10 protein-coding genes are annotated in these 12383 nt (G+C 59.4%); 4 read left to right on the forward strand and 6 right to left on the reverse strand.

Annotated features, from left to right (window positions below):
- Window positions 1–83 precede the first annotated feature (83 nt).
- Entirely contained in the window at window positions 84–851 is a 768-nt protein-coding gene (locus M9827_RS04750) for an MlaA family lipoprotein (protein ID WP_284676780.1), read from the reverse strand.
- Window positions 852–864: 13 nt separating this feature from the next.
- Window positions 865–2163, reverse strand: coding sequence for a lipid asymmetry maintenance lipase MlaY (gene mlaY, locus M9827_RS04755; protein ID WP_250603845.1), 1299 nt, complete (start codon window positions 2161–2163; stop codon window positions 865–867).
- Between the two features lie 224 nt (window positions 2164–2387).
- Between mlaY and M9827_RS04760 the strand changes: the two genes are divergently transcribed.
- The gene (locus M9827_RS04760) at window positions 2388–2756 is read left to right on the forward strand and encodes a hypothetical protein (protein ID WP_007919927.1); all 369 of its coding nucleotides are present in this window, start codon (window positions 2388–2390) and stop codon (window positions 2754–2756) included.
- Between the two features lie 95 nt (window positions 2757–2851).
- On the opposite strand, the gene M9827_RS04765 is transcribed toward M9827_RS04760, so the two are convergent.
- Window positions 2852–4447: a glycoside hydrolase family 17 protein gene (locus tag M9827_RS04765; RefSeq protein WP_250603847.1), complete on the reverse strand. Its 1596-nt coding sequence runs from the start codon at window positions 4445–4447 to the stop codon at window positions 2852–2854.
- A 286-nt stretch (window positions 4448–4733) separates the two neighbouring features.
- On the opposite strand from M9827_RS04765, the gene M9827_RS04770 reads away from it, so the two are divergent.
- The 3 genes from M9827_RS04770 to M9827_RS04780 all read left to right on the forward strand — a co-directional run bounded on the left by M9827_RS04770 (window position 4734) and on the right by M9827_RS04780 (window position 7791).
- Window positions 4734–5585: a glycine betaine ABC transporter substrate-binding protein gene (locus M9827_RS04770; protein ID WP_007919916.1), complete on the forward strand. Its 852-nt coding sequence runs from the start codon at window positions 4734–4736 to the stop codon at window positions 5583–5585.
- A 239-nt stretch (window positions 5586–5824) separates the two neighbouring features.
- On the forward strand, window positions 5825–6136 hold the full coding sequence (locus tag M9827_RS04775) for a DUF485 domain-containing protein (RefSeq protein WP_007919908.1): 312 nt from the start codon (window positions 5825–5827) through the stop codon (window positions 6134–6136).
- A complete protein-coding gene (locus M9827_RS04780) occupies window positions 6133–7791 on the forward strand; it encodes a cation acetate symporter (protein WP_250603849.1) in 1659 nt (552 codons plus the stop codon). Before M9827_RS04775 ends, M9827_RS04780 begins: the two co-directional genes overlap by 4 nt.
- A 648-nt stretch (window positions 7792–8439) precedes the next feature.
- On the opposite strand, the gene M9827_RS04785 is transcribed toward M9827_RS04780, so the two are convergent.
- The 3 genes from M9827_RS04785 to M9827_RS04795 all read right to left on the reverse strand — a co-directional run bounded on the left by M9827_RS04785 (window position 8440) and on the right by M9827_RS04795 (window position 12246).
- On the reverse strand, window positions 8440–9774 hold the full coding sequence (locus tag M9827_RS04785) for an amidohydrolase (protein ID WP_250603851.1): 1335 nt from the start codon (window positions 9772–9774) through the stop codon (window positions 8440–8442).
- A gap of 64 nt (window positions 9775–9838) precedes the next feature.
- The gene (locus M9827_RS04790) at window positions 9839–11992 is read right to left on the reverse strand and encodes a mechanosensitive ion channel family protein (protein WP_250603853.1); all 2154 of its coding nucleotides are present in this window, start codon (window positions 11990–11992) and stop codon (window positions 9839–9841) included.
- Between the two features lie 77 nt (window positions 11993–12069).
- Window positions 12070–12246, reverse strand: a complete 177-nt coding sequence (locus tag M9827_RS04795; protein ID WP_250603855.1) for a hypothetical protein — start codon at window positions 12244–12246, stop codon at window positions 12070–12072.
- Window positions 12247–12383: the final 137 nt, after the last annotated feature.

The raw sequence follows: 12383 nt of genomic DNA on the forward strand, positions 1-12383 counted from the left end.
CGCTCCCACATTGGATTTTGGTGATGCCATGAAAAAGGGCCATTCGACTCGCATCGAATGGCCCTTTTTCGTACCTGGCGAAATTACTCGGCGATCTGCAACTTGCGCGCTTCGGTGTAAACGTAACGCACTTTCTCGTACTCGAACGGCGAATTCATCTGGCCGTAACGGAAGCTGGTCTGGTAGCGCTTGTCGACCGCACGCAGGGCCCAGATTTCCGGGTGGTTGGAGCTGACTTCCGAGACGTTGAGGAAGTTGACCGCCGATTCGGCGGTGTAATCCACGGCAAGACCGGCGGTGTCACGGATGTTCGACGGGCCAAGGATCGGCAGTACGAAGTAGGCGCCTCCCGGTACACCGTAGAAGCCCAGGGTCTGGCCGAAGTCTTCGCTCTGACGCGGCAGGCCCATGGCGGTGGCCGGGTCCCACAGGCCGGCGATGCCGATGGTGGTGTTGAGCAGCAGGCGTGCGGTGGTTTCCATCGAGCGCTGGCCTTTGAACTGCAACAGGCTGTTGACCAGGTTCGGCACGTCACCGAGGTTGTTGAAGAAGTTGCTCACACCCGTACGCACGAAGCTTGGCGTGATGTAGCGATAGCCATCGACCACCGGCAGGAACACCCATTGATCGAAGCGGTAGTTGAAGTGGTAAACCCGGCGGTTCCACGATTCCAGCGGGTCGTAGACGTTCAGCGCGTTGAGCGTCGAACGCTCGAATTCGCGCTGATCCAGCCCTGGGTTGAACTTGAGTTTGGACAGCGGCTCCTTGAAGCCGTCGCTGTCGACGACGACCGGCGCGTTGGCTTTACTGTTGTCGGCCTGGGCCACGCCTGCGCAGAGGAGCGCTGCCATCAGCAGGAGATATTTAGCCACGGAAGAACTCCAGCATGGCGTCGCTGTTGACGCGGTAGTTAAGGTTGCCGCAATGGCCGCCCAGTGGGTAAACGGTCAGGCGATCACCGAATGTTTTACGCAGGAAACCGAGGTCGCCCGGGCCGAGGATCACGTCATCGGCGTTGTGCATGACGGCGATTTTCGGGCTGTCGTGCAGGTAATCCTTGAGCGCATACAGGCTGACCTGATCGATCAGTTGCAGCAGGCTGCCGCCGTCGGTGCGCGCGCGCCACATCGGAATCACTTGATCGGTCAGGTAGCAGTCGAAATCGCACTGCAGCGCACGCTTGAGGAAAGGCGTGAGGCTGGTGCCTTCGGTGATCGGAAATTTCGGCGGGGTGATCAGGCCGCGACGGTTGATCAGGTCGGAGGTGAAGGCAATGTCGGCCGCCGAGAAGCGGAACGAGGTGCCGATCAGCATCGCCATCTGTTCGTTGGTCAGGTGCTGCTTGGACTGCTGGAAGTCGTAGAGCAGCGCATCGTTGAGGTCGATGTAGCCTTTCTGCTGGAAGTAGCGGGTCAGCTTCGACAGCACCAGTTCATAGAAAGTGGTGCTGTTGTTGATGCCTTTCACCTCTGTTTGCACCAGCTTGTCGAGGTTGGTCACCGAGGTATAGAGGTTGACCGGCGGATTGAGCAGCAGGACTTTCTTGAAATTGAAGCTGCGGCGCGTTTCGTCCAGATGCGCGACAAACGCCGCGTCCAGGGCGCCCAGGCTGTAACCGGTCAGGTAGTACTCGGTCACCGGCAGTTTCGGGTTTTGCGCGCGCACGGCCTGCATTACCCGGTACATGTCTTCGGCGTCTTCCTTGGTCACGCCCGGGGTGGCGAAGCGTGAGGCAGCGCTGATGAAGTCGAAGCTGGTTGGCGACGACAACTGCACGACGTGGTAGCCGGCCTTGTAGTAGAGCTTTTTCAGGTATTCGTTGAGCGTGCTGTCATAGCGCGCGCCGGTGCCAGCGATCAGGAAGATCAGCGGTGCTGGCTTGTCCTGGGTGGCGATGCGGTAGGTGAGCTTTTTTACTGCCCAGAAGTTGTCCGGCAGGATGAACTCTCGCTCCGGGCGCAACGTCAGGCTGCGGTCCGACTGATTGATGTCGTCGTCCAGCGGCAATTCCGGGCGCAAGTCCGGCGGAGTCGTGGCGATAGTCGCCTCGAACGGGTTGGTCAGGGGGTAGCCATAACTGGCGGCATCGATATCCATCGCCAGTGCGGACGCACTCAGAATAAGGCCGCTGAACAGCGCGGCGAAGCGCAAGGAACGGAGCATGACTAGATCCCTTAGAGGAAGGTGCCGAATGAAGTTCGCAGGCTATGACCACCGGGGTTGCGCCAAAGTGCCATGCTGCGGCACCAAACAGGCAGAATTCGGGGTAATAGTAGCTGGACGATACACTTTGCACGCCCTGAATGAACAGTTAACAGTTGTTAGTTCTTGCACACGGCTGGCGGCAGATTAAGCTGGCCGCCGATTTCCGAAGATTGGAGTGTTTCATGTCCCGCCGTTTGCCCGTGATTTTGCTGCTCGTTCTGTTGCCGTTGTGGCTGGCCGCCAGTTATGGCGCGCGTTATGGCTTTATGGAAGACGGAAAATGGGTGGGCATCTGCGTCGACGAGGCCAGTCGCTGGGAATGTCAGGTGCGTTCGAACCTGGGCTTGATGATTCACTTCAAGGTATTGGGCTGGACGGCGTTGGGCGCGGCGTTGATCGGTTTTGTCTTGCCCGGGCGGGCAGGGTGGTGGCTGGCGGTGCTGGCGCTGGTGTTTGGGATGCCGGCACTGGCGTTGTACAACACCACGCTGGCGGTATTTGCGCTGGTGATTGCCGGGTTGCGGTTGGTCCGCGAGTCCCGTAGCGCCTGATGGAAAAGATCGCAGCCTTCGGCAGCTCCTACATTGAAATGGCGTACACCTTGTAGGAGCTGCCGAAGGCTGCGATCTTTTGATCTTGCTTTTGATCAGTCTTTTCGAACGCGCAGGCAGCGCCACAGAGCCGCCACCATCAACACACTCACCAACGCCCAACCCCATGCCTGCTGATTCTGCAAACCTTCCTGATACAGCTGCGGCGCAATCCCCGCGCCGACAATGAAGGTCAGCAAGGCAATTTCACGACGCGGCACGCTGACCGGCCGGCACAGATAAACCAGCGCCGGCAGCACAAACGCCATGCTTGCAAAGCTGCGATAACGCGGATCAAACACCATCTCCAGCATCATCACCGCTGCGGCAAAGCCTGCTGCCGCGACCAGCCATCCGGCGCGCCGCTCCAGCAGATTGAACACCCGTTCACGCCAGCCAGTCCGCTTGCTCAGCGTCAGTGCCGCGTGTGCCAGTACCAACAGATTCAGCGCCGTCAGCAAACCGACCCACAGCCACTCACTGGTGAACCGCGTGGTCACCCGCGCCAGATCACCCCAGGCGCCAATCGAGCAAGCGGCGAGGGCGCCCAGCAGCGGCAACACCAGCGCCGAGCGCGTCGTGCGAACGCGACCGCCAAGGATCAGCGTGCCAAGGAAAATCAACCCGCCGACCGCCAGCCATTCCTTCCAGAACGGCACATTGGTCACCGGCCCGGCGAGTACGCCTTTGTCCTGACGATCCGCATCGTACAGCCCCCAGTAACCGCCCACCGCGCCTTCACTGCCGCGTTTCCACGGCTGGTCGAAGGCTTCGATCAGGTTGTAATGCCAGCCTTCCTTCTCGGCCATTGCGACAAAACCACGAATGAACCTGGCCTCGTTGACCCGGCTCGGCAAAGCGGTCTCACGCTGGCGGCCTTCGCTCGGCCAGCCGGTTTCGCCAATCATCACGTCTTTCGGCGCGAATTTATTGCCGAACACCTGACGCACATCCGCGACATGTTGCAGGGCGACGTCAATGTTCGACGGATCATCCTCCCAGTACGGCAGCAAGTGGATGGTCAGAAAATCCACCGCCGGTGCGATTTCCGGATGCTTGAGCCAGAACTCCCAGACATCGGCATAGGTGACCGGTTGCTTGACCTGGCCCTTGACCTTGTTGATCAACCGGGCCAGTTGCGCGCCGGTGACTTCCTTGCGCAGCAAGGCTTCGTTGCCGACGATCACCGCGCTGACCACGTCCGGGTTGGCGTTGGCCGATTTGATCAGCAGGTCGACTTCTTTCTCGGTCTCCACCGGGTTGCTGTTGACCCAGGCGCCGATCATCAATTTCAAGCCGTGTTTGCGCGCCAGCTCCGGCAGCGCCTCAAGTCCCGCCATCGAATAGGTGCGAATGCACTCGAAACGTGTCGCCAGCAATTCGAGATCGGCGTCCATGCGCTCCGGGCGCAGTTTGAACGGCACATCGAACGGCGATTGGTCTTTATCGAACGGGGTGTAGGAGGCGCACTGCAATTTATGCGTCGGGGTCGCGGCGTCCGGCAGGATCACCGGTTGGCCGAGGCCGTACCAGAAGCCACCGAGGGCAAACAGCCCCAGCAGGCAGGCGAAGAGATAAGGCAGAAAAGGGAAACGGGAGGTCGCGGACATGGTCAGGCCGAGTGGCTGCAAAGCGACGCATGTTACCTGCATTTATACAGGGGTTGGTGGCCCGCATGATTTTGACATGCAAAGTTCGGGCGGATTATTTGGCGTCATTTATAGAGTCGCGATTAATGGCTTTCTGATGTCGTTTCTCGTTGCCTTGAGGTCGCTGGCAGAGCAGGTCGACTACCGCGTGAGGTTGATGATCAAGCCATCAGTACTCCGCTGATGTTCGAACGAGTTTGCGGTCAGGCGTGATGGGGGCGCCGTGCACCATAACAATACGTTGACGCCGCCCGTCATCCGTCGGGCGCAGCATTTCGGGGAAGTAACGATGAAGATGCGACGACTTTTAGGCGCAAGTGCTGCTCTGGTGCTTGCGATGAGTTCCACTTTCGCCAGTGCAGAAAAGCAGACCCTGAACATCGGTTACGTTGACGGCTGGTCCGACAGCGTCGCGACCACCCATGTGGCGGCCGAAGTGATCAAACAGAAACTCGGTTACGACGTGAAGCTGCAAGCCGTTGCCACCGGGATCATGTGGCAGGGCGTGGCCACCGGCAAACTCGACGCCATGCTGTCGGCCTGGCTGCCAGTGACCCACGGCGAATACTGGACGAAAAACAAGGATCAGGTTGTCGATTACGGCCCGAACTTCAAGGATGCGAAAATCGGCCTGATCGTGCCTGAATACGTCAAAGCCAAATCCATCGAAGACCTGAAGACCGACGACACCTTCAAAAACCGTATCGTCGGTATCGACGCCGGTTCAGGCGTCATGCTCAAGACCGATCAGGCGATCAAGGATTATGGCCTCGACAAGTACTCCCTCAAAGCCAGTTCCGGCGCCGGCATGATCGCCGAGCTGACCCGTGCCGAGAAGAAAAACGAATCCATCGCCGTCACCGGTTGGGTGCCGCACTGGATGTTCGCCAAGTGGAAACTGCGCTTCCTCGACGACCCGAAAGGCGTGTATGGCGCGGCTGAAACCGTGAACAGCATTGGCAGCAAGGAGCTCGCTACCAAAGCGCCGGAAGTGGCCAAGTTCCTGAAGAACTTCCAGTGGGCGTCGAAAGACGAAATCGGCGAAGTGATGCTGGCGATTCAGGACGGTGCCAAGCCTGACGCAGCGGCCAAGGATTGGGTCGCCAAGCACCCGGATCGCGTGGCTGACTGGACCAAATAACCGCCACACCGCCTAAACCTGTGGGAGCGAGCCTGCTCGCGAATGCGATCTGTCAGTTGATACATATTTCGACTGAACCGACGCTTTCGCGAGCAGGCTCGCTCCCACATTTATTTATGCATGCTTGAAATTGGCAAAAGTGTCATGGCGTTCTACTACTAAGGTCGTCTGTTCCCGCGCTCGCAGCCGCATACATTAGCTATGTTCCAACAATAATCTGTGCTGCGAGGATAAAAACAATGAACGACAGCATTTACCTCTCGATTCAAAACAGTCCCCGATTCAAGGAGCTGGTGCGAAAAAGGGAAAAGTTCGCCTGGATACTCTCGGCGATCATGCTCGGGCTTTACTCTGGCTTCATCCTGTTGATCGCTTACGGGCCGCACATTCTGGGCGCGAAACTCAGTCCGGAATCCTCGATTACCTGGGGAATTCCAATCGGTGTCGGACTCATTCTTTCTGCATTCATCCTCACCGCTATCTACGTGCGCCGCGCCAATGGCGAGTTCGACGACCTGAACAATGCGATTCTCAAGGAGGCTCAGCAATGATCCGGCGTCTACTGGCTCTTTTGAGCGTTGCTGCGGTCGCACCGAGTGTCTGGGCGGCTGATGCGTTGACCGGTGAAGTGGCCAAACAGCCACTGAACATTCCTGCGATCCTGATGTTCGTCGCGTTCGTTGGCGCGACCCTGTACATCACCTACTGGGCCTCGAAGAAAAACAACTCGGCGGCCGACTACTATGCGGCGGGCGGCAAGATCACCGGTTTCCAGAACGGTCTGGCGATTGCCGGTGACTACATGTCGGCGGCGTCCTTCCTGGGGATTTCCGCTCTGGTGTTCACCTCCGGCTACGATGGCCTGATCTACTCGATCGGCTTCCTGGTAGGCTGGCCGATCATTCTGTTCCTGATTGCCGAGCGCCTGCGTAACCTGGGTAAATACACCTTTGCCGACGTGGCGTCCTACCGCCTCGGGCAAACCCAGATCCGCACCCTGTCTGCCTGCGGTTCGCTGGTGGTGGTGGCGTTCTACCTGATCGCGCAAATGGTCGGTGCCGGCAAGTTGATCCAGCTGTTGTTCGGTCTGGACTACCACGTTGCGGTAATTCTGGTGGGTGTGCTGATGTGCATGTACGTGTTGTTCGGCGGCATGCTGGCGACCACTTGGGTGCAGATCATCAAGGCTGTATTGCTGCTGTCCGGCGCCTCGTTCATGGCGCTGATGGTCATGAAGCACGTAGGCTTCGACTTCAACACGCTGTTTTCCGAGGCGATCAAGGTTCACGCCAAGGGCGAGGCGATCATGAGTCCGGGCGGTCTGGTCAAGGATCCGATTTCAGCCTTCTCGCTGGGTCTGGCGCTGATGTTCGGTACCGCAGGCCTGCCACACATTCTGATGCGCTTCTTCACCGTGAGTGACGCAAAAGAAGCCCGCAAGAGCGTGCTCTACGCAACCGGCTTCATTGGCTACTTCTACATCCTGACGTTCATCATCGGCTTCGGCGCGATCCTGCTGGTCAGCACTAACCCGGCCTTCAAAGATGCTGCTGGCGCGCTGTTGGGCGGCAACAACATGGCGGCGGTGCACCTGGCCAACGCGGTCGGTGGCAGTATCTTCCTCGGCTTTATCTCGGCAGTGGCGTTCGCGACAATTCTGGCGGTTGTGGCGGGCCTGACGCTGGCCGGTGCTTCGGCGGTTTCTCACGACCTGTACGCCAGTGTGATCAAGAAGGGCAAGGCGAACGAGAAGGACGAGATTCGTGTCTCGAAGATCACCACCATTGCCTTGGCAGTACTGGCGATCGGTTTGGGTATCCTTTTCGAAAGCCAGAACATCGCGTTCATGGTTGGCCTGGCGTTCTCGATCGCGGCGAGCTGTAACTTCCCGGTGCTGTTGCTTTCGATGTACTGGAAGAAACTGACCACGCGCGGTGCGATGATCGGCGGCTGGCTGGGGCTGGTGAGTGCGGTGGGTCTGATGGTGCTTGGTCCGACCATCTGGGTGCAGATTCTGCATCACGAGAAGGCGATCTTCCCTTACGAATACCCGGCGCTGTTCTCGATGATCATTGCTTTCATCGGGATCTGGTTCTTCTCGATTACCGACAAGTCGGCGGCAGCGGATAACGAGCGGGCGCTGTTCTTCCCGCAGTTTGTGCGTTCGCAGACCGGGTTGGGGGCGAGTGGGGCGGTTTCGCACTAAGAGATCAGTTGTAAGCTTCAAGCTTCAAGCTTCAAGAAAACGCCCTGGTTGAGAGATTGGGGCGTTTTTTTGTGGGCGGTTATCGGTTGGTTTGGTGTGTATATCCGTTGCTGCGGTAACGGCGGCTTAGGGTTTCGCCCTTACGGCGAGTCACCTTTTCCAAACGCCGAAAAGGTAACCGAAAAGGCTTGCTCCTGCGTTCGGCCCTCGCAGGCTCGGGTTCCTTCGCTGCGGTATCGATCCGGGCGCAGCGGCTCCGGTTTGCTTCGCTGCACCTCCTTCCGCTGTGTCTGGCTGCGCCAGACGGTCGCTGCGCTCCCACCCCCGGATCAATCCCTCCACTCAGCCTTCCGACGTCGCCCGTGGATCAAGATCAAAAGCGGTACTTGAGCTAACGCTCATTGTGTTGAGTGGTGAGAAGCCGAAGCGATATAGGTTTGCCGGTTGGACTCAATCCCTGTGGGAGCTGGCTTGCCAGCGATGGCGGCCTGACAGCCGACCTGTTTCTTGCGGATGTACTCGATCCCTTGTAGGAGTGAGCCTGCTCGCGATGGCGGCCTGGGAGCCGACCAATTTCTGGCAGGCTGCACACGGTCCAAATGTGGGAGCGAGCCTGCTCGCGAAGGCACTCCCACAGTCACCTCATCTCTACTTGCCCGCCCCCGCATTGGCATACAAATAATCCGTCGCCAACGAGGCCAATGTCCTCACGCCCACCACCAACGCCGACTCATCGACAAAGAACCCCGGATTGTGATTCGGCGCGGCTTTGCTCATGTCCTGATCCCGTGGCGTCACGCCCAGAAAAACAAACAGCCCCGGTACTTCCTTGGCAAAAAACGAAAAGTCTTCTGCGCCTCCCACCAGCGGTGCATTCACCACGTCTTCCTTGGCCGCCCACTTCAAGGTCGGCAGCATTTTTTCCGTCAGCGCCGCGTTGTTGATGGTCGGGTCGTATTTTTCGATGATGGTCACGTCGGCTTTGGCGCCGCCGCTTTCGGCGATTTTCTCCACGGTCTGGCGGACGTCGGCATGCAGCTTCTGGCGGATGCCGTAGTCGTAGGAGCGGATCGTCCCGGTCATGTCGACGGATTCGGGAATGATGTTGTAGCGCGTTCCGCCGTTGATGGTGCCGATGCTGACTACTGACGGATAAGACGAAATATCGGTGCGGCGGCTGACTACGGTTTGCAGGCCGACGATGGTTTGCGCGCCGACGGTGATCGGATCGATGCCGTCCCAAGGGCGGCCAGCATGGGTTTGTTTGCCGAGGATTTTGATGCGCAGGTCGTCGGAGCTGGCCAGAGTGGCGCCTGGGCGGTAGGCGATCTGGCCGGCGGGGACACCGGCCCAGACGTGCAAACCGAAGACCGCGTCCGGTTTCGGTGATTTCATCACGCCTTCCTGCACCATCATTTTTGCGCCCCAGGTGTTTTTGCCGTCGGGGATGAAGTCGCTTGGGCCTTCTTCGGCGGGCTGGAAGTAGAACACCACGGTGCCGGGCAGGGTGTCGCGCATGCCTGTGAGAATTTTCGCCGTGCTCAGCAGGATCGCGGTGTGGGCGTCGTGGCCGCAGGCGTGCATGACATCGACTTCTTTATCGAGGTAGGTGCCTTTGGCTTTCGAGGCGAACGGCAGGTCGGCGACTTCCTTGACCGGCAGTGCGTCCATGTCGGCGCGCAGGGCCACGGTCGGGCCGGGCAGGCCACCCTTGAGGATGGCGACCACGCCGGTGCGGGCGACACCGGTTTTGACTTCCAGGCCCATGGCTTTGAGTTGTTTGGCGACCAGTTCGGCGGTGCGTTTTTCCGTGTTGCCGAGTTCTGGATGAGCGTGGATGTCGCGGCGGGTTTCCCGCAGTTCCGGTTCGAGTTTTTGCGCCTGTTCGGCGATCGTTGTGCGGGTGCTTTCCAACGTCGCGGCGCCAGCGTGGCTGGCGAACAGGCTGAGTAGAACGGCTTGGGCAATGCGCGTCAGTTGCATCGGTTTCTCCTTGATTATTGTTGTCGGGCTTCCCTGCCTGTGACTGCAACCGCGCGCTTGAGTGCTATTCCTTCGGCTCGCCGCCACCGGCAGTGATCACTTGCACACTCATGCGCGGCGTCGCCAGATCCAGTCCTGCCTCATCCAGATGCCGCTTGAGCGACAGGTTGAACGCCCGTGAAACTTCCCACTGTTTGATCGGCGCTGTCTTGAACCGCGCGCGCAAAATCGCGCTGCCGGACTCGAAACTTTCCACGCCTTGAATTTCCAGCGGCGACCAGATGTTGCGCCGTTGCAGCGGATCGCTGCGCATCTTCTGGCCGACGTCGCGCATCAGTTTGATCGCGTCGTCGATTTCCATGTTGTACGGCACCGCCACACGGAAGATCGCGTAGCCGAACTCCCGCGAGTAGTTCTTGATGCTTTTGATTTCGCTGAACGGGATGGTGTGGACGATACCGTCGATGTCGCGCAGGCGCACGGTGCGGATGGTCAGGCCTTCGACGGTGCCGAGGTGGCCGCCGACGTCGACGTAGTCATCGATGGCCAGCGAGTCTTCGATGATGATGAACAGGCCGGTGATCAGGTCCGCGACCAATGACTGCGCACCGAAACCGATGGCCAGACCGATCACACCGGCACCGGCCAGCAGTGGCGTAACGTTCATGCCCATGTTGGCCAGTGCGACGATCAGCGCAATGATGAAAATCGCCACGAACAGCACGTTGCGGATCAGCGGCATCATCGTTTGTGCGCGGGCGTTGGCCAGGCCTTTGCGCGAGCGGGTGAGAGCGTGGTGCACCGCGGTGTCGGCGAGGATCCAGATCAGCCAGGAGAAAATCAGCGTGCCGATCAGGCTGAACAGTTTGACGCTGACGTCATGCCCTTCACCCTCGGCGAAACCGATCAGCGACTGGCCCCAGACGCGCAGGCCGAGTTCGATAAAGACCAGCCAGACCAGCAGGTGCGCGAGGGTGTAGAAGAAGCTTTTCAGGCGCTCGGAATACAGCGCGTGACGTTTCGCCCCGCGTTGCGGTTTCAAGGAATGCCGGCGCACGAGGCCGTTGATCACCATGCACAGCACCAGCAGCACGGTGCAGATCAGCGACTGACGCAGTGCGGTGCTGGTGTCGCCGGCGGAGACGAAGGTGGCGAACAGCGAGATGCCGACCAGCACCAGCGCCGGCACGTACCAGAAGGTGCCGAGGATTTCGATGGTGTCGCTGAGCGCGCGGCGGGTCAGGCGTCGTGACAGCGGCTGGTTGCGGATCAGGTGCGCAATCGGGCGGCGGAACCGCAGGATAAACAGACCGGTCGACAGCGCCGCGAGAACATTGGCGATGGTCGCGGCGGTGTGGGCCAGGTGCACGCCGAGGCTTTCGATCAGGCGAGGGTCATTCAGCGCTTCACCAAACGCGGCGAAGCTGCCGATCAGCCACAGCGGCCGGAACGCCTGATGACGCAGGATGTACAGCGCGCGATGGCGGTGCGGGCCGTCGAGCAGGGAAAATGCGATCACGCAGATCGCCGAGAAACAGGTGCCGACCACCAGCGCATAGGCCAGCACCATCGCCAGGCTTTTACCCAGCGACGACGGCAAGGCGTAGCTCATATAAACGGTCATCACCAACGCGATCAGCCACGGTCCGAGCTTGCGCAAGGCAAAGCGCAGCATGTCGAGGGCTTTGGGGTGTTGCGGCAGTTCTTCGGTGAGGCCGAAACGCATGCGCACCCGGTGACCGAGCCAGATCAGTGCGGCGGCGAGCAGGCTCCACACCGCGAGGATCATGGCGAAACCGAAAATGATCGGCAGCCATTCGTTGGCCGGCAGCAGCATCGCGCTCAGTTCGTCTTTGGCCAGGTCGAACTCGTTGCCCCAGCGGTTGAGCGGGCTGTCGGCGCCGGTGAATTGCTTTTCGAAATTGGCGAGGGTGCCGCCGATCAAGCCCAGCACACCTTCTTCGGGGCTGGCCTGGGCTTTTTTGGTGGCGTCGCGCAGCTTCTTCAGATCGGTCAGCAATTGCGCGCGTTGCTTGTCGTTCTCCAGCGACTTGATGACTTCGTCGAGGGACTGGCCGAGCGGCTCCTGGGCTTCGGGCTGTGCCTTGTTGGTGTTGAGCAGGCCCGGCAGACCGACCGCGTGGGCGGGCGCCAGCGGCAACAGCGTCATCAGGCATACAAGAAGCAGACTGGGCAAAGCAAAAAGACGAGCGAACACTAGGCGGTCAACCTCGCAAGGGGCGGATTCGCTGGAGTGTACGAGGCCCACCCATTCAATGCGAGCCGGGGGCGGATTTATTCGTTGAGTTTGGCGAGGATCTTGTAGACCACGGTGGCGAGGATCATCAGCATGCCGATCCACATGGCAAACACACCGGCGTTCTTGTCACGGAAGTTGAAACCGATCGCCAGCAGGATCATCCCGCTCAGGATCGGGACGAGCATAGCGTGGAACGCAGACATCGAAATCATGGAGACTGCCTTGTCGAAATGAATGATGTAAGTCTAGGTCGAATTTGATGGAGCGGTATTGATCTGAGTAGGAGCTGCCGAAGGCTGCGATCTTTTGATCTTAAAAACAGAATCAAAAGATCGCAGCCTTCGGCAGC

Origin of the sequence: Pseudomonas sp. AKS31 (assembly GCF_023634765.1) — a bacterium.
Taxonomy (GTDB): domain Bacteria; phylum Pseudomonadota; class Gammaproteobacteria; order Pseudomonadales; family Pseudomonadaceae; genus Aquipseudomonas.